This window comes from Bacillus sp. FSL E2-8887 (assembly GCF_038007205.1).
In the GTDB taxonomy this organism is placed as follows: domain Bacteria; phylum Bacillota; class Bacilli; order Bacillales; family Bacillaceae_G; genus Bacillus_A; species Bacillus_A mycoides.
On the sequence record NZ_JBBOWS010000001.1, the window covers coordinates 5,135,348 to 5,154,584 of the forward strand.

16 protein-coding genes and 1 rRNA gene are annotated in these 19,237 nt (G+C 38.7%); all 17 read left to right on the forward strand.

Going from position 1 to position 19,237, the window contains the following annotated elements; all coding sequences use genetic code 11:
* The first annotated feature begins 90 nt into the window (after positions 1–90).
* The 17 genes from spoIIE (at position 91) to NSQ08_RS26550 (ending at position 19,235) form a co-directional block, all read left to right on the forward strand.
* Complete coding sequence (gene spoIIE / locus NSQ08_RS26470; protein ID WP_002091571.1) at positions 91–2,562, forward strand: stage II sporulation protein E; 2,472 nt, start codon at positions 91–93, stop codon at positions 2,560–2,562.
* A 203-nt stretch (positions 2,563–2,765) separates the two neighbouring features.
* Positions 2,766–4,196, forward strand: a complete 1,431-nt coding sequence (tilS, locus tag NSQ08_RS26475; protein WP_340779904.1) for a tRNA lysidine(34) synthetase TilS — start codon at positions 2,766–2,768, stop codon at positions 4,194–4,196.
* The gene (hpt, locus tag NSQ08_RS26480; protein WP_002124550.1) at positions 4,193–4,735 is read left to right on the forward strand and encodes a hypoxanthine phosphoribosyltransferase; all 543 of its coding nucleotides are present in this window, start codon (positions 4,193–4,195) and stop codon (positions 4,733–4,735) included. The genes tilS and hpt overlap by 4 nt, the downstream gene beginning before the upstream one ends.
* Positions 4,736–4,820: 85 nt before the next feature.
* The gene (ftsH, locus tag NSQ08_RS26485) at positions 4,821–6,722 is read left to right on the forward strand and encodes an ATP-dependent zinc metalloprotease FtsH (protein ID WP_002091565.1); all 1,902 of its coding nucleotides are present in this window, start codon (positions 4,821–4,823) and stop codon (positions 6,720–6,722) included.
* Positions 6,723–6,943: 221 nt separating this feature from the next.
* Positions 6,944–7,732 (forward strand): type III pantothenate kinase, encoded by a 789-nt coding sequence (locus tag NSQ08_RS26490; protein WP_002009692.1) that lies wholly within the window; start codon positions 6,944–6,946, stop codon positions 7,730–7,732.
* Positions 7,733–7,738: 6 nt separating this feature from the next.
* The gene (gene hslO, locus NSQ08_RS26495) at positions 7,739–8,614 is read left to right on the forward strand and encodes a redox-regulated molecular chaperone HslO (protein ID WP_002009693.1); all 876 of its coding nucleotides are present in this window, start codon (positions 7,739–7,741) and stop codon (positions 8,612–8,614) included.
* A 117-nt stretch (positions 8,615–8,731) separates the two neighbouring features.
* Positions 8,732–9,655, forward strand: coding sequence for a cysteine synthase A (cysK, locus tag NSQ08_RS26500; protein WP_002130221.1), 924 nt, complete (start codon positions 8,732–8,734; stop codon positions 9,653–9,655).
* Positions 9,656–9,878: 223 nt separating this feature from the next.
* Positions 9,879–11,276, forward strand: coding sequence for an anthranilate synthase component I (gene trpE, locus NSQ08_RS26505; protein ID WP_340779909.1), 1,398 nt, complete (start codon positions 9,879–9,881; stop codon positions 11,274–11,276).
* A gap of 5 nt (positions 11,277–11,281) precedes the next feature.
* Positions 11,282–11,869, forward strand: coding sequence for an aminodeoxychorismate/anthranilate synthase component II (gene pabA / locus NSQ08_RS26510; RefSeq protein WP_002029312.1), 588 nt, complete (start codon positions 11,282–11,284; stop codon positions 11,867–11,869).
* Entirely contained in the window at positions 11,863–12,735 is an 873-nt protein-coding gene (pabC, locus tag NSQ08_RS26515; RefSeq protein WP_002091560.1) for an aminodeoxychorismate lyase, read from the forward strand. The genes pabA and pabC overlap by 7 nt, the downstream gene beginning before the upstream one ends.
* Positions 12,710–13,570, forward strand: coding sequence for a dihydropteroate synthase (gene folP, locus NSQ08_RS26520; RefSeq protein ID WP_061689485.1), 861 nt, complete (start codon positions 12,710–12,712; stop codon positions 13,568–13,570). The genes pabC and folP overlap by 26 nt, the downstream gene beginning before the upstream one ends.
* Positions 13,571–13,933 (forward strand): dihydroneopterin aldolase, encoded by a 363-nt coding sequence (folB, locus tag NSQ08_RS26525; RefSeq protein ID WP_000358063.1) that lies wholly within the window; start codon positions 13,571–13,573, stop codon positions 13,931–13,933. It begins immediately after the preceding gene.
* Positions 13,930–14,445 (forward strand): 2-amino-4-hydroxy-6-hydroxymethyldihydropteridine diphosphokinase, encoded by a 516-nt coding sequence (folK, locus tag NSQ08_RS26530; RefSeq protein WP_002138868.1) that lies wholly within the window; start codon positions 13,930–13,932, stop codon positions 14,443–14,445. Before folB ends, folK begins: the two co-directional genes overlap by 4 nt.
* Positions 14,397–14,600 carry a helix-turn-helix domain-containing protein gene (locus NSQ08_RS26535; protein WP_002009706.1) on the forward strand — a complete coding sequence of 68 codons (204 nt, stop codon included), beginning with the start codon at positions 14,397–14,399 and terminating at the stop codon, positions 14,598–14,600. The genes folK and NSQ08_RS26535 overlap by 49 nt, the downstream gene beginning before the upstream one ends.
* 23 nt (positions 14,601–14,623) lie before the next feature.
* Positions 14,624–15,622: a tRNA dihydrouridine synthase DusB gene (dusB, locus tag NSQ08_RS26540; protein WP_002009708.1), complete on the forward strand. Its 999-nt coding sequence runs from the start codon at positions 14,624–14,626 to the stop codon at positions 15,620–15,622.
* 160 nt (positions 15,623–15,782) lie between these two features.
* Entirely contained in the window at positions 15,783–17,282 is a 1,500-nt protein-coding gene (lysS, locus tag NSQ08_RS26545; protein WP_002009709.1) for a lysine--tRNA ligase, read from the forward strand.
* 401 nt (positions 17,283–17,683) lie between these two features.
* Positions 17,684–19,235, forward strand: a 16S ribosomal RNA gene (locus NSQ08_RS26550).
* Positions 19,236–19,237 lie beyond the last annotated feature (2 nt).

Here is a 19,237-nt window from a genome sequence, read left to right on the forward strand (position 1 = left end):
TATAAAAGTCAAAACTGTTGTTTTGACAAAAAAACCAATAATCATCTTTTATAATAACAGTAATTAAACTATGCAGGTGGTGTTAAAAATATGCCTAAAGCAGGAAGGAATACTATGAATACAAGTGCATTGGCGATGAATGAAAGTCAGCTTGGAACAATAAAGTGGACGAGTAAGTTGCGAATGAAGTTTGAAAAAGTTTTCTTTAGATGGGGATTCATTATTGCTGTTATTGGTTTTCTTTTGGGACGAGCATATATATTAACAAACATTTTACCGTTTGCATTGCCGTTTTTTGCTGCTGTTTATGTTATGAAGCGAGATAAAATGCCGCTCGCGTTCTTAGCCCTAATGGGGGGAGCACTTTCAGTTTCAATAGATAATTTATTTTTTACTTTTGCATCTATCTTTACCTTCTTTATTTATAATATCTTCTTTAGTCGGTTTACACGTAAAACTGTTGGACTTGTACCATTCCAAGTATTTATCTCCGCATTAACCGCACATTTAGTTGTTGTATATTTTGCACAGCAAACCGTCACCATGTATGATCTGCTCGTCAGTACGATCGAAGCGGGGCTTAGCTTCGTATTAACGATGATATTTTTACAAAGTGTTCCGCTTTTAGTGGAAAGGAAAGGGAAGCAACAAGCGTTAGAAACAGAAGAAATTGTTTGTTTAATTATATTACTAGCATCTGTTTTAACGGGCACAACAGATTGGTTTGTTTATGATGCTTCTATTCAACATATTTTCACTAGATATTTAGTATTAGTATTTGCCTTTATTGCAGGGGCAGCTACAGGGTCCACGGTAGGAGTTGTCACTGGGTTAATATTAAGTTTAGCAAATGTGGCGAGCTTGTCTCAACTTAGTCTCCTTGCCTTTTCAGGATTGCTTGGGGGATTGTTAAAAGAAGGGAAGCGTATAGGAGTTAGTTTAGGTTTATTAATTGGTACAAGCTTAATTACATTATATGTAGACAAGCAAACAAGTATTGTAACAACTTTAATTGAATCTGGTGTAGCGATTGTTTTCTTCTTATTAACACCGAAGCTTGTTATGGATCGTATTGCTAAATTTATGCCGGGTACACAGGAACATTCACAGGATCAACAACAATATTTAAGAAGAGTGCGCGATGTTACAGCAAACAAAATCAATCAATTTGCTAATGTATTTGCTGCTTTGTCTAATAGCTTTTCTGTATACGGGTATGTGGAGGAGGAAGATAAAGAAACAGAAGCTGATTTATTTTTAAGTACAATTACTGCAAAAACATGTCAAACATGCTTTAAGAAGGATCAATGTTGGGTAGTTAATTTTGATAAAACATACGATTATATGAAACAAATAATGAGTGAAACAGAAGAAGGAACGCTGCAGCATAATCGGAAGTTAGTTCGTGAATGGGACAAGCATTGTGTGAGAGGGAAGAAAGTAACGGATTTAGTAGCAGGTGAATTAGATCACTTCTATGAGGGGCAGAAATTAAGAAAACAAATGAAGGAAAATCGTAGAATTGTAGCGGAGCAATTACTAGGTGTATCAAAAGTGATGGAGGATTTCGCTAAGGAGATACAACGAGAAAGAGAGAACCATCAAGCGCAGGAGGAGCAAATTTTACAAGCGTTTCGTGATTTTGGTGTCGAAGTGGAGCATGTTGATATTTATTGTTTAGATAGAGGAAGTATTGATATTGAAATGTTGATTCCGGCTGCATCTAATGAACATGGGGAATGTGAGAAGTTGGTTGCTCCAATGCTTTCAGATATTTTAAAAGAGAATATCGTCGTTAAGCATGAAGAGAAATCCTCATATCCAAATGGGCACAGTTTAATATCATTTGGTTCAGCGAAGACGTATTCTCTTGATACAGGATTGGCCACAGCTGCAAAAGGTGGTGGGTTTATTTCAGGTGATTCCTACGCGATGATGGATTTGAGCGTTGGTAAATATGCACTTGCGATTAGTGATGGTATGGGAAATGGACAAAGGGCTCATATGGAGAGTAGGGAAACGGTAAAATTATTACAAAAGATACTTCAATCAGGTATTGATGAAGAAATAGCGATTAAGTCCATCAATTCGATTCTTTCTTTAAGGACGACAGAGGAGATGTATACAACGCTTGACTTGGCTATGGTAGATTTAAGAGATGCGAGTGCGAAGTTTTTAAAGATTGGATCGACGCCGAGTTTTGTTAAACGCGGAAATAATATTTTGAAAATTGAGGCAAGTAATTTGCCGATGGGAATCATTGAAGATGTTGAAGTTGATGTGGTTGGTGAGCAATTAAAAACGGGTGATCTTCTTATCATGATGAGTGACGGCATCTTTGAGGGAGCGCAACATGTGGAGAATCACGAATTATGGATAAAACGTAAAATTAAAGAACTACAAACAGAGGACCCACAGGAAATCGCTGATATTATTATGGAAGAAGTAATTCGCTCTGGTGATGGTTATATAAATGATGATATGACTATTGTGGTGGCGAAAGTAAAGAAAAATATGCCGAAGTGGGCTACGATTCCAATAGTAGGAATGCAGGCGCAATAAAATAATCAAAAAACCTAGGTAGATGCCTAGGTTTTTTTGATTAAAAAGGTAATGTGATTACTTTGTTAAATATACAGGAGGGATGTAAGATAAAAATATGGATTTTGTACATCTTTTTTTTGCACAATGTTTGTAAAAGTTGTACCATTATATACAAGGTAACTAATGTTGTTGTTCTTGTTTAATGAAAGGTGATTGCGAAGTTGAAAGATGCATTTGTTGAAAAAGTAGATGACTTTGTAAAGCAGCATGATGTATTAAAGAAACATTCAACAATTGTTGTAGGGGTTTCTGGTGGTCCTGACTCTTTGGCTCTTTTATATTATTTGTTAGAAAAAAGGGCAGAAAAACAGCTAGAAATTGTAGTAGCACATGTGGACCATATGTTTAGAGGTAATGAATCTTATGAGGATTTACAGTTTGTACAGGGTCTTTGCAAAGAGCTAGGAGTTATTTGTGAAACGCTAAGGATTAATGTGTCGCAATATCAACAGCAATATGGAATGAATGCACAAGTTGCAGCTAGAGAATGCAGATATGCATTTTTGGAAAGAATAATGAAGAAATATGATGCGAGATATGTAGCTCTTGGTCACCATGGAGATGATCAAGTAGAGACGATTTTAATGCGCCTTGTACGAGGGAGTACTCCGAAAGGATACGCAGGAATTGCAGTGAAGCGATCTTTTCATAATGGATATTTAATTAGGCCGTTACTTGGGGTAACTAAGGAAGAAATTGTTGATTACTGTAATAAATTAAAAGTTATTCCGCGTATAGATCCGAGTAATAAAAAAGAAGTATATACAAGGAATCGATTACGTAAATATGTCCTTCCTTATTTGAAAGAAGAAAATCCACAAATGCATGAGAAATTTCAAAAATTTAGCGTGCAGATGCAAGAGGATGAGGCTTATTTGCAGGAATTAGCTTTTGAGAAAATGAATAAAGTAATTACAAAAAAAAGCGATAAACAAATTAGCTTATCAATTCCTGCCTTTGAATCCATGTCTATGCCTTTACAAAGAAGAGGGATTCAACTAATATTAAACTATCTTTATGAATATAAGATTCCATCTTCGCTTTCTTCTATACATATTGACAAGGTGATTGAATTTTTTAAGCGGGCACAACCTTCAGGTTCACTAGATTTTCCAGGTGGTTTGAAAATTGTTCGCACATACGAAGAATGTGGTTTTGGATTTAAACAAGAAATTGTTTCTCCTTTTTCGCAAGATTTATCAGTACCTGGGACAATTATATTGCCGAATGGGGATAAACTTGTAACAGAGGTGAGCGAAGATATACCGAGTAACATGAATGAAACAGTATTTGTTGCTAAGTATAATGATATATCGTATCCACTTCGTATTCGGCCTAGGGAAAATGGAGATCGCATGTCAATGCAAGGTATGGATGGTACAAAAAAGATAAAAGCTGTTTTTATCGAAGCAAAAGTACCAAAAGAAAAAAGAGAAGAATGGCCGATCGTTTGTGACGCAAGTGGAAATATTATTTGGGTACCCTTGTTGAAACGATCTGCGTTTGCTACTTCGAAAGAGCTAGCAAAGAAGGGTAAATACATGATTATTCACTACAAAAGCAAGGAGTCTTCCGGGAGGATAATGAAATGATGAATCAAGATATCGAAAAAGTATTAATTTCTGAAGAACAAATACAAGAAAAGGTGCACGAACTAGGTGCAGTTATTGCAGAGGATTACAAAAATACAGTACCTCTTGCGATTGGTGTACTAAAGGGTGCAATGCCATTTATGGCAGATTTATTAAAGAGAACAGATACATATCTTGAAATGGATTTTATGGCTGTATCTAGCTACGGTCACTCTACAGTTTCGACAGGCGAAGTGAAAATCTTAAAAGATCTTGATACTTCGGTAGAAGGTCGCGATATTTTAATCGTTGAAGATATTATTGATAGCGGTCTTACACTAAGCTATTTAGTGGATCTGTTTAAATATCGTAAAGCGAAATCTGTAAAAATTGTTACTTTATTAGATAAGCCAACAGGCCGTAAGGTTGATCTGAAAGCAGATTATGTTGGATTTACTGTTCCTCATGAATTTGTTGTAGGATATGGATTAGATTATAAAGAGCAGTACCGTAATCTTCCTTATGTAGGAGTATTAAAACCAAGTGTTTACTCAAATTAATTAAATATAGGCGTTACAATTGTATAGGAAATTTTTTTTATGTTACGATTTACTATAGTGTTTATGCCGTGAGAGGAGGTTAGGAATGAATCGTATCTTCCGTAATACCATCTTTTATTTACTGATATTCTTAGTAGTAATTGGAATCGTGAGCTATTTTAATGGTTCGACGCAAAAAACGACATCAGTTAGCTACGATAAATTCATTACTCAACTTGAAAAAGGTGAAGTGCGTAATGTGCAGCTTCAACCGAAAAATGGTGTGTTTGAGGTAAAGGGACAATTCAAGACTTCTAGCCAAGGAGAACAATTTGTTACTTATGCACCAAATACTGAGGAATTACAAAAGAAAATTAATGATAAAGCGCAAGGGGCTGAAGTTAAGTATCAACCAGCAGAAGAAACAAGTGCTTGGGTAACGTTCTTTACTTCTATCATTCCGTTTGTCATTATCTTCATTTTATTCTTCTTCTTATTAAACCAAGCTCAGGGCGGCGGTAGCCGTGTTATGAACTTCGGGAAAAGTAAGGCGAAGCTATACAATGATGAAAAGAAAAAAATTCGTTTCAGAGATGTTGCTGGAGCGGATGAAGAGAAACAAGAACTTGTTGAGGTAGTTGAATTCTTGAAAGACCCTCGTAAGTTCGCTGAAGTTGGTGCCCGTATTCCGAAGGGTGTTCTATTAGTGGGACCTCCAGGTACAGGTAAAACTTTACTAGCACGTGCTGTTGCAGGTGAAGCAGGCGTTCCGTTCTTCTCTATTAGTGGTTCTGACTTCGTAGAGATGTTCGTCGGTGTCGGTGCATCCCGTGTACGTGATTTATTTGAAAACGCAAAGAAAAATGCTCCTTGTATCATTTTCATTGATGAAATTGATGCAGTAGGACGTCAACGTGGCGCGGGTCTTGGCGGTGGTCATGATGAGCGTGAACAAACGTTGAACCAATTGCTTGTTGAAATGGATGGATTCGGTGCAAATGAAGGTATTATTATCATCGCTGCGACAAACCGTCCTGATATTCTTGATCCAGCGTTATTACGTCCAGGTCGTTTTGACCGTCAAATTACAGTAGATCGTCCAGATGTAAATGGTCGTGAAGCTGTACTTAAGGTACACGCTCGTAATAAACCGCTTGATGAGAATGTCAACTTAAGAGCAATTGCAACTCGTACACCAGGATTCTCTGGTGCCGATCTTGAAAACTTATTAAACGAAGCTGCTTTAGTAGCTGCGCGTCAAGATAAGAAGAAAATTGATATGAGTGACATCGATGAAGCGACGGATCGTGTTATTGCAGGTCCAGCTAAGAAAAGTCGCGTTATCTCTGAAAAAGAACGTAATATCGTTGCATTCCATGAGGCTGGCCATACTGTAATTGGTGTTGTCCTTGATGAAGCAGATATCGTTCATAAAGTAACAATTGTCCCTCGTGGTCAAGCTGGTGGATATGCGGTAATGCTTCCGAAGGAAGATCGTTACTTCATGACAAAACCAGAGTTACTTGATAAAATCACTGGTTTACTTGGTGGTCGAGTAGCTGAGGAGATTGTATTTGGTGAAGCAAGTACAGGTGCTCACAACGACTTCCAACGTGCGACTGGTATTGCAAGACGTATGGTTACAGAATTCGGGATGAGTGATAAGCTTGGACCGATGCAATTTGGTAGCTCACAAGGTGGTCAGGTATTCTTAGGAAGAGACTTCCATTCAGAACAAAACTACAGTGATGCAATCGCACATGAAATTGATGTGGAAATGCAAATAATTATTAAAGACTGTTATGCTCGTGCGAAACAAATTCTTACTGAAAAACGAGATAAGCTTGATATTATCGCGAAAACGTTACTTGAAGTAGAAACATTAGATGCAGAGCAAATTAATCATTTATATGATTATGGCAGATTACCTGAGCGTCCAACATCTTCAGATGATGTGAAAGTAAACATCAATATGAAGAAAGACGATGAAGATACAGAAGATAAGTAAGAAAAAAGGAGTGACAATAGTCACTCCTTTTTTTTGTGGAATGAATTTAAGTGGCAAAAAAAATTGAATGAAACTATTATTAAAAATTGAAATAGAGAGTAATCTTTTTGTACAATGATGAGTATAGAAAAAATGATTATATAAGTATGTGTGATATGATGTTTTTATAAGTTTTATACATACTGCGCAAATATAGATTAAATAAGATAAGTGGTGAGAATATGATTTTTGTATTGGATGTAGGGAACACAAATGCGGTACTAGGTGTGTTTGAAGAGGGAGAACTTCGTCAGCATTGGCGCATGGAAACAGATCGTCATAAAACAGAAGATGAGTATGGGATGCTTGTAAAGCAGTTACTTGAGCATGAAGGTCTTTCTTTTGAAGATGTGAAAGGTATTATTGTGTCTTCAGTCGTACCGCCAATTATGTTCGCTTTAGAGCGTATGTGTGAAAAGTATTTTAAAATTAAACCGCTTGTAGTGGGGCCTGGGATAAAAACTGGCTTGAATATTAAATATGAAAATCCACGTGAAGTAGGCGCGGACCGAATTGTAAATGCAGTAGCAGGAATCCACTTATATGGAAGTCCGCTTATTATTGTTGATTTTGGTACGGCTACTACATATTGTTATATTAACGAAGAGAAGCATTATATGGGTGGCGTCATTACGCCAGGAATTATGATTTCGGCAGAGGCTTTATATAGCAGGGCAGCAAAGCTTCCTCGTATTGAAATTACAAAACCGGGTAGTGTTATCGGGAAGAATACAGTAAGTGCAATGCAATCAGGTATTCTTTATGGATACGTTGGACAAGTGGAAGGTATTGTTAAGCGTATGAAGGAAGAAGCTAAGCAAGAACCGAAAGTTATTGCAACAGGTGGATTAGCAAAATTAATTTCAGAAGAATCAAATGTAATTGATATTGTAGATCCGTTTTTAACGTTAAAAGGTTTGTATATGTTATATGAGCGTAATGCAAATTTACAACATGAGAAGGGTGAATAAATAAGTATGAAAGATTATTTAGTAAAAGCGTTAGCGTTTAATGGAGAGGTTCGTGCTTATAGTGTACGTACAACAAATACAGTAAGTGAGGCGCAAAAGCGTCATGATACATGGAGAACAGCTTCAGCGGCACTTGGTCGTTCTTTAACTGCGGGTACAATGATGGGTGCTATGTTAAAAGGCGAGCAGAAGTTAACGATTAAAGTAGAGGGTAACGGCCCGATTGGTCCTATTTTAGTCGATGCTCATGCAAATGGGGATGTACGTGGTTATGTAACGAATCCGCATGTTGATTTTGAAGGAACGGAACAAGGAAAATTACGTGTATATCAAGCGGTAGGTACAGAAGGATTTGTAACGGTAATTAAAGATATCGGTATGCGTGAACCGTTTATTGGTCAATCTCCCATTGTTTCAGGAGAACTAGGGGAAGATTTCACATATTATTTCGCGGTTTCTGAGCAGACACCTTCTTCTGTAGGTGTTGGTGTTCTTGTAAATGGAGATGATAGCGTATTAGCGGCGGGTGGATTCATTCTTCAAATTATGCCAGGTGCGCAGGAAGAAACAATTTCATTTATTGAAGAGCGTCTTCAACAAATCCCGCCGGTATCACAATTAATCGAACAAGGTCTTTCTCCAGAAGAATTACTGTATGAAGTGCTTGGAGAAGATAAAGTGAAAGTGCTAGAAACAATGGATGTTCAATTTAATTGTACATGTTCACGTGAGCGTATTGAAAGTGTGCTAATTAGTTTAGGTAAAGCGGAGTTAGAACAAATTCGTGCAGAAGAAGAAGAGACGGAAGTTCACTGTCACTTCTGTAATGAACGACATAAATTCGCTAAAGAAGATATTACAAGTCTAATTGAGAAGCTGTAATAAAGAAGTTTAGGTGGAGAATCAGCCGCCCAAATAGATTGACAAATAGGGAATTTTCTGACAAAATCTAAATATAGATAAAACCAATAAAAATACTCGGTGTTAGGAGTGACAGGAATGCGAGTGGCACAATCAGTTTCAGAATTAATCGGGAAAACGCCGATCGTTAAGTTGAACCGCATCGTAGAATCAGACAGCGCAGATGTATACTTAAAATTAGAATTTATGAATCCGGGGAGCAGTGTTAAAGATCGTATCGCGTTAGCTATGATTGAAGATGCTGAAAATAAAGGATTATTAAAAGAGGGCGATACAATCATTGAGCCGACAAGTGGTAACACAGGTATTGGCTTAGCGATGGTAGCAGCTGCTAAAGGATATAAGGCAATTTTAGTAATGCCAGAAACAATGAGTATTGAGCGTCGTAATTTATTACGCGCTTACGGTGCTGAATTAGTATTGACTCCAGGACCTGAAGGAATGGGCGGAGCAATTCGAAAGGCAACTGAATTAGCAGAAGAACATGGGTACTTTATACCACAACAGTTCCAAAATCAAGCGAATCCAGAAATCCATCGTATAACAACAGGTCCAGAAATTGTTGAACAGATGGGGGATCAATTAGATGCGTTTATCGCAGGTATTGGTACAGGTGGAACAATTACAGGTGCCGGTGAAGTGCTGAAAGAGGCTTATAAAGATATCAAAATTTACGCGGTAGAACCTGCGGATTCACCAGTATTATCTGGTGGAAAGCCAGGACCACATAAGATTCAAGGAATTGGAGCGGGGTTTGTTCCGGAGACATTGGATGTAGAGGTATATGATGAAATTATTCAAGTGAAAACGGAGCAAGCGTTCGAATATGCGAGAAGAGTGGCTAAAGAAGAAGGTATTTTAGTTGGTATCTCTTCGGGAGCAGTCGTTTATGCAGCGACAGAAGTTGCGAAGAAATTAGGTAAAGGGAAAAAGGTACTTGTTATTATCCCAAGTAACGGTGAACGTTATTTAAGTACACCACTTTATCAATTTGAGTCATAAGTGAATGTGATTTGAAAAGCATCCTTAAAAAAGGATGCTTTTTCTTTTTTGATTGGAAAAAGGAAAAGAGTGAATGACTAGAAAACTTCATGTAAAATAAGAAGTAGTATAATTAATTTATTTTCACTAGCCCTCAAGTATAATCATTCTCTATATAAATAATTTTATGTAGTTTGATTTGATTGGCTTAAGAGGGTGGGATAACAGAAGACGGGGTGTTGATATGCAACGAAGAAAATCTTTAGCGCTTTCTATTCCATATCAGTTAGATTTCTTTAAGCAATATAAATTTCTTTCTCAGGATAAGCCGCAACATATTTTGTTAGAAAGTGGACGTGGTGGTCGTTATAATATTGTTGGGCTGGATCCAGTAGCGGTAATTCAGGGTAAGAATGAGACGTTACATATAAGTGAAAGTGGTAAGGAAACAATAAAGCGAGGGAATCCGTTAGATTTAATGCAAGCGTATATGGAGAAATGGAAAACGGATTATAATCCGGAGTACCCACCTTTTCAAGGTGGGGCAATTGGATACTTTAGTTATGATTGTATCCGTTATATTGAAAAACTTTCTTCTCTTGCGAAGGATGATATTAATATACCTGACATATTCTTTTTGTTATTTGATGACGTGTTTGTGTATGATCAACAGGAGAGAGTATTATGGATTATTACGCATTATGTAGATGAGTGTGAAGAGGCAGAAGAACGATTAAATGAATGGAAGGGTCTTTGGATGAAAGAAGCCCCCGAAGTGACTATGCCGTTTGAATCTCCTGAAAAGAAAAATGAAGCAGTCGCTTTTACGGAAGAGGGCTTTATGAAGGCCGTTGAACGTATTCAAGAATATATTGGAGCGGGTGATGTGTTTCAAGTAAACTTGTCGACAAGACAAGAAAGAACATTACAAACACATCCACTAGAAATATATACAAGTCTTCGTGGAATTAATCCATCTCCATATATGGGTTACTTGGAGTTTGGAGATTTTCAAATTGTTAGTGCTTCGCCTGAATTGCTAATTAAAAAGCAAGGAAAAGAAGTGAGTACAAGACCGATTGCTGGTACGCGCTCTCGAGGAGCAAGTGAGCAAGAGGATGAAGAATTAGCGAAAGAATTAATTGAAAATGAAAAGGAAAGAGCAGAGCATGTAATGCTTGTGGATTTAGAACGAAATGACTTGGGCCGGGTTTGTAAATATGGCACTGTTGAAGTAGATGAATTTATGGTGATTGAAAAATACTCACACGTTATGCATATTGTTTCTAATGTGCGTGGTGAGGTGGAAGCAGATAAAGATGCTTTCGATTTGGTGAAGGCTGTATTTCCTGGTGGGACAATTACCGGTGCCCCGAAAATACGTACGATGGAAATTATTGAAGAATTAGAACCTGTTCGCCGAGGAATTTATACAGGGTCAATTGGTTGGATTGGTTATTCTGGAGATACGGAATTGAATATTGTAATCCGAACACTACTTGCTAAAGATGGACAAGCGCATGTGCAAGCTGGAGCGGGTATTGTAATTGATTCAAATCCAAAAAATGAATATAAAGAGTCGTTAAAAAAAGCAATCGCTTTATGGCGTGCAAAAGAAAGTAGCGAAGAAACGGTTAGGTGAGAGAAATGATATTAATGATTGATAATTATGATTCTTTTACATTTAATTTAGTGCAGTTTCTTGGAGAACTTGGACAAGAGCTTGTTGTTAGGCGTAATGATGAAGTGACTATTTCGGATATTGAGAATATGAAACCGGATTTTTTAATGATTTCGCCAGGTCCATGTAGTCCTAATGAGGCGGGAATCAGTATGGATGTTATTAAATATTTTGCAGGTAAGCTTCCGATTTTTGGGGTCTGTCTTGGACATCAATCAATTGCACAAGTATTTGGAGGGGATGTTGTCAGGGCAGAGCGTTTGATGCATGGAAAAACATCTTTAATGCATCATGATGGGCAGACGATTTTTTCTGATATCCCAAATCCATTTACCGCGACACGGTATCACTCTCTTATCGTTAAAAAAGAGACGTTACCGAATTGTTTAGAGATAACATCTTGGACTGAAGAAGGTGAAATTATGGCGCTTCGTCATAAAACGTTGCCGATTGAAGGGGTACAATTCCATCCGGAATCTATTATGACTTCTCACGGGAAAGAATTGCTACAGAATTTCATTCGCAAATATAGCCCAAGTGTGACATCGTGTTAATTTACGTAAATGGCGCGTATGTAGAAGCGAGTGAAGCGAAAATTTCTCCTTATGACCACGGTTACCTATATGGACTTGGGGTTTTTGAGACATTTCGTATTTATAATGGTCATCTCTTTTTATTGGATGATCATTATGAACGCTTAATGGATGCGCTCGATATATTGCAAATCAAATGGACAATGACAAAAGATGAAGTGATGCTTATTTTAAAGAATCTACTTGTTAAGAATGGGTTAAAGCATGCATATGTGCGCTTAAATGTATCGGCGGGTATAGATGAAATAGGATTACAAACGGAAGTATATGAAGAACCGTCTGTTATTGTTTTTATAAAACCTTTAGCAGCTCCAGGGAATGTAGTGGAAAAAGAAGGAGTTATTTTAAAGCAAGTGAGAAATACACCAGAGGGTGCATTTCGCTTGAAGTCCCATCATTATTTAAATAATATTTTAGGGAAACGCGAAATTGGAAATGTTGTGAATAAGGAAGGTATTTTTCTTACCGAAACAGGTTATGTTGCAGAGGGTATTGTTTCGAATCTCTTTTTTGTTAAAGGAGATATTTTATATACTCCTTCATTAGAAACAGGGATTTTAAACGGAATCACTCGTGCGTTTATTATAAAGGCTGCTGAAGAGCTAGATATAGAAGTAAAGGAAGGTTTCTTTACAAAAGATGAATTGCTTTCAGCGGATGAAGTGTTCGTAACGAACTCTATTCAAGAGATTGTCCCCCTTTATCGTATAGAGGAGAAAGATTTCCCGGGTAAAGTGGGAGTGGTTACAAAAAGACTTATGGATCTTTATGGAGTGCAGAGAGAGAAATTGTGGAGCAGAAATGAATTGCGAAGAGGAGATGTGTAGTTTGAAGTGGGATTATGATTTGCGCTGCGGCGAATATACATTGAACTTAAATGAAAAGACATTAATTATGGGGATTTTAAATGTAACGCCAGATTCATTTTCTGATGGTGGGAGTTACAACGAAGTAGATGCTGCGGTGCGACATGCGAAAGAAATGAAAAGTGAAGGTGTCCATATTATTGATATTGGCGGCGAATCTACCCGTCCGGGTTTCGCTAAAGTTTCAGTAGAAGAGGAAATAAAGCGAGTTGTTCCAATGATTCAGGCAGTGTCAAAAGAAGTAAAGCTACCTATTTCTATTGATACGTATAAAGCTGAGGTTGCGAAACAAGCGATTGAAGCTGGTGCTCATATTATTAATGATATTTGGGGAGCGAAGGCGGAACCGAGGATTGCTGAAGTTGCAGCCTATTATGATGTGCCTATTATCTTAATGCATAACCGAGATAATATGAATTACCGCAATTTAATGGCCGATATGATTGCTGATTTGTATGAAAGTATTAAAATTGCTAAAGATGCTGGTGTGCGAGATGAGAATATTATTTTAGACCCAGGTATCGGTTTTGCGAAAACACCTGAGCAAAATTTAGAAGCGATGCGCAATTTAGAACAGTTAAATGTACTGGGTTACCCAGTTCTCTTAGGTACTTCAAGAAAGTCCTTTATTGGCCATGTGTTAGATTTACCAGTGGAGGAACGTCTTGAAGGAACGGGAGCTACCGTTTGTCTTGGTATTGAAAAGGGCTGTGAGTTTATCCGTGTTCATGATGTGAAAGAAATGGCGCGTATGGCTAAGATGATGGACGCGATGATTGGTAAGGGGGTAAAGTAATTGGATAAAATTTATATCCATGATATGGAGTTTTACGGTTATCATGGTGTATTCCCAGAAGAGAATAAATTAGGTCAGAGATTTAAAGTAGATTTAACGGTGGAGTTGGATTTAAAACGCGCAGGAGAAAGTGACGACTTAGAGCATTCTGTCAATTACGGGGAACTTTTTGAGCTGTGTAGAAAAGTTGTTGAAGATAGAACGTATAAGCTTGTAGAGAGTATCGCTGAAAATATCGCTACAGATATATTGAAACAATATGAGAGTATTTCACGGTGTACAATTAAGGTAATTAAACCGGATCCGCCGATACCAGGACATTATCGTGCTGTAGCGGTAGAAATTACGAGAGAGCGTCCATGAATAATATAGCGTACATTGCATTAGGTTCCAATATTGGGGAGCGTTATACTTATTTAACTGAAGCAATTCAGTTTTTAAATAAAAACCAGCATATCCAAGTTGATGATGTTTCGTCTGTATATGAAACTGATCCGGTTGGCTATACTGACCAAAATTGCTTTTTAAATTTAGTTATAAAAATTTCTACCAATTTATCACCGCAAGAATTATTGAAAGTAACACAAAGGGTAGAGAATGACCTAGGAAGAAAAAGGGAAATTAGATGGGGCCCGAGGACCATCGACCTTGACATTTTACTATATAATCAAGAAAATATTGAAGCAGAGAATCTTATTGTTCCGCATCCGCGGATGTTCGAAAGAGCTTTTGTTATCGTTCCGTTGTTAGAAATCAATCAAGATATAAAACAAGACATTTCACGTTCACAAGTAGAAGAAATGAAAAGGCGAGAGGGAGTAACGGTATGGAAGCAGAAAAATGGGGAAGACGCATTCGTGCTTTTCGAAAGCTAAAAGGCTATACGCAAGAAGGTTTTGCGAAAGAATTAGGGGTATCTGTATCGGTTTTAGGTGAAGTTGAGAGGGGCAATAGATCACCTTCCCAAGATTTTGTAGTAGAAGTCGCTAAAACATTAAACGTTTCAATAGACGAATTGATGCCAAAGTGACCGTAAAGGAAGGAGTAAGTCGGGTGTTAAAGATTGCAAATATTGAGATGAAAAATCCAGTTGTACTAGCACCGATGGCGGGAGTGTGTAACTCTGCATTCCGTTTGACGGTAAAAGAATTTGGTGCAGGTTTAGTTTGTGCTGAAATGGTAAGTGATAAGGCAATATTACTTAATAACAAAAGAACATTAGATATGTTATATATCGATGAGAGAGAAAAGCCATTAAGTTTACAAATTTTTGGTGGAGAGAAAGAAACTCTTGTAGATGCTGCGAAATACGTAGATAAATATACGACAGCAGACATTATTGATATTAATATGGGGTGCCCAGTACCGAAAATCACTAAGTGTGATGCAGGAGCAAAGTGGCTTTTAGACCCAAATAAAATATATGAGATGGTAGCGGCGGTTGTAGATGCTGTTGAAAAGCCAGTTACAGTTAAAATGCGTATTGGTTGGGATGAAGAACATATTTTCGCAATAGAAAATGCTAGAGCTGTTGAGCGTGCTGGTGGACAAGCGATAGCTGTTCATGGGCGTACACGAGTGCAAATGTATGAAGGTAAAGCGGATTGGAATATTATTAAACAAGTAAAGCAGGCTGTAAATATTCCGGTTATCGGAAATGGTGATGTCGAAACACCACAAGATGCAAAGCGTATGCTTGATGAAATTGGTGTAGATGGTGTTATGATTGGTCGCGCTGCTCTTGGAGATCCGTGGATGATTTATCGTACGGTAAAGTATTTAGAGACAGGTGAGTTAATGCCGGAACCAACAGTGCGTGAGAAAATTGATGTATGTATGTTGCATCTAGATCGTCTTATCGATTTAAAGAACGAAAATGTTGCCGTAAGAGAGATGAGAAAGCATGCAGCTTGGTATTTAAAAGGTGTTCGTGGTAATGCGAGTGTGCGTAATGGTATCAATACTTGCGACACACGTGAAGACCTTGCGAATGTATTAGGTGCATTTGTAGAAGAAGTAGAAGCGAAACAACAAACAATTTATGTTGGTTAATAAGGGGGCATAGGAGATTGACATTCTTCTATACACTTCCTATAATTACGTGAAAGAAAGAAGAACTGCCAGTTAGCTGCTGGCAGTTTTTCTAGTTGAGTAGAAAATGCTATACTGTATATATTGTAAAAATTAATAGAGCTGGAGTGATATTAATATCATGGATAACATGAACCACGAAGAATTAAACGACCAATTGCTTGTTCGTCGTGAAAAGCTACATAATTTACGTGAGCAAGGAATCGATCCGTTCGGTAAACGATTTGAACGCACAAATTCAACAACTGACTTAGTGAGTCTATATGGAGAATTCTCTAAAGAAGAATTAGAAGAGAAAGAAATCACTGTTTCTATCGCTGGTCGTATTATGACAAAACGCGGTAAAGGAAAAGCGGGATTTGCGCATATTCAAGATTTACAGGGGCAAGTTCAAATTTATGTTCGTAAAGATACTGTTGGAGATGAAGAGTACGAGTTATTTACGACAGCAGATTTAGGTGACTTAGTAGGTATTGAAGGTAAAGTGTTCAAAACAAACGTTGGAGAACTTTCAGTAAAAGCAATAGGATTTACACTTTTAACGAAATCCCTTCGTCCATTACCGGATAAATACCATGGATTAAAAGATGTTGAACAACGCTATCGTCAACGTTACTTGGACTTAATTACAAGTATGGAAAGCCGTGAAACGTTCGTTACCCGTAGTAAAATCATTCGTGAAATGAGAAGATATTTAGATGACAACGGTTATCTTGAAGTGGAAACGCCTATGATGCACGCGATTGCAGGTGGAGCGTCTGCTCGTCCTTTCACTACACACCATAATGCGTTAGATATGGAATTATATATGCGTATCGCAATTGAACTTCATTTAAAACGTCTTATTGTGGGTGGATTAGAAAAGGTTTATGAGATCGGCCGTGTATTCCGTAATGAGGGTGTATCAACTCGTCATAACCCTGAGTTTACGATGATTGAATTATATGAAGCGTACGCTGATTATAATGATATTATGAAACTAACAGAAAATATGGTTGCTCATATCGCGAAAAAAGTATTGGGTACAACAACAATCCAATATGGTGATTATGAAATTAATCTAGAGCCAGAATGGACACGTCTTCATATGGTAGATGCAATTAAGCAACACTCTGGAGCAGATTTCTGGAATCCAATGAGTGTAGAAGAAGCGCGTGAACTTGCAAAAGAACATAATGTGGAAATTAAGAATACAATGGAAGTTGGTCATATTATTAATGAGTTCTTCGAACAAAAAGTAGAAGATAAATTAATCCAACCAACATTTATTTACGGTCATCCGGTAGAAATTTCGCCACTTGCGAAAAAGAATGACGAAGATCCACGATTCACAGATCGTTTCGAGTTATTTATCGTTGCGCGTGAACATGCAAATGCATTCACTGAGTTAAATGATCCAATCGATCAAAAAGAACGTTTTGAAGCTCAACTAAAAGAGCGCGAGCAAGGTAATGACGAAGCTCACATGATGGATGATGATTATATCGAAGCTCTTGAGTACGGTATGCCTCCTACGGGTGGGTTAGGAATCGGTATTGATCGTCTTGTTATGTTATTAACAAACGCACCATCTATTCGTGACGTACTATTATTCCCAGCTATGCGCCATAAACAAGACTAAGCTTTGGAGATTTCTCCAAAGCTTTTTTTATTTCTTTATTTGAGGGGAGAGAAACCTTCTATTAAAAGGAAAGCGAGATTATTGCTCGTTAAGTGGATGCCAGATTAAAAAACTATACTTATATAGAAGAAAGTTGCTGTTTTTATGCTTTTTTACTAAGTTAAAAATTTTATTAGAAAAACTATTGCATTTCATTTTTCTACATGATATATTAATAACCGTCGCTGATGCGGAAACGCAGAAAACGACAAAAAAGAAATTGAAAAACTTAGTTGACATCGAAAAATGAAGATGTTAACATAAGGAAGTCGCAAATGAGCGACTAAGTAGTTCTTTGAAAACTGAACGAAACAAACAACGTGAACGTCAATTTTTATTTTTAGATGCTAGACAAACTAACTTTATTGGAGAGTTTGATCCTGGCTCAGGATGAACGCTGGCGGCGTGCCTAATACATGCAAGTCGAGCGAACGGATTAAGAGCTTGCTCTTATGAAGTTAGCGGCGGACGGGTGAGTAACACGTGGGTAACCTACCCATAAGACTGGGATAACTCCGGGAAACCGGGGCTAATACCGGATAATATTTTGAACTGCATAGTTCGAAATTGAAAGGCGGCTTCGGCTGTCACTTATGGATGGACCCGCGTCGCATTAGCTAGTTGGTGAGGTAACGGCTCACCAAGGCGACGATGCGTAGCCGACCTGAGAGGGTGATCGGCCACACTGGGACTGAGACACGGCCCAGACTCCTACGGGAGGCAGCAGTAGGGAATCTTCCGCAATGGACGAAAGTCTGACGGAGCAACGCCGCGTGAGTGATGAAGGCTTTCGGGTCGTAAAACTCTGTTGTTAGGGAAGAACAAGTGCTAGTTGAATAAGCTGGCACCTTGACGGTACCTAACCAGAAAGCCACGGCTAACTACGTGCCAGCAGCCGCGGTAATACGTAGGTGGCAAGCGTTATCCGGAATTATTGGGCGTAAAGCGCGCGCAGGTGGTTTCTTAAGTCTGATGTGAAAGCCCACGGCTCAACCGTGGAGGGTCATTGGAAACTGGGAGACTTGAGTGCAGAAGAGGAAAGTGGAATTCCATGTGTAGCGGTGAAATGCGTAGAGATATGGAGGAACACCAGTGGCGAAGGCGACTTTCTGGTCTGTAACTGACACTGAGGCGCGAAAGCGTGGGGAGCAAACAGGATTAGATACCCTGGTAGTCCACGCCGTAAACGATGAGTGCTAAGTGTTAGAGGGTTTCCGCCCTTTAGTGCTGAAGTTAACGCATTAAGCACTCCGCCTGGGGAGTACGGCCGCAAGGCTGAAACTCAAAGGAATTGACGGGGGCCCGCACAAGCGGTGGAGCATGTGGTTTAATTCGAAGCAACGCGAAGAACCTTACCAGGTCTTGACATCCTCTGAAAACTCTAGAGATAGAGCTTCTCCTTCGGGAGCAGAGTGACAGGTGGTGCATGGTTGTCGTCAGCTCGTGTCGTGAGATGTTGGGTTAAGTCCCGCAACGAGCGCAACCCTTGATCTTAGTTGCCATCATTAAGTTGGGCACTCTAAGGTGACTGCCGGTGACAAACCGGAGGAAGGTGGGGATGACGTCAAATCATCATGCCCCTTATGACCTGGGCTACACACGTGCTACAATGGACGGTACAAAGAGCTGCAAGACCGCGAGGTGGAGCTAATCTCATAAAACCGTTCTCAGTTCGGATTGTAGGCTGCAACTCGCCTACATGAAGCTGGAATCGCTAGTAATCGCGGATCAGCATGCCGCGGTGAATACGTTCCCGGGCCTTGTACACACCGCCCGTCACACCACGAGAGTTTGTAACACCCGAAGTCGGTGGGGTAACCTTTATGGAGCCAACCGCCTAAGGTGGGACAGATGATTGGGGTGAAGTCGTAACAAGGTAGCCGTATCGGAAGGTGCGGCTGGATCACCTCCTTTCT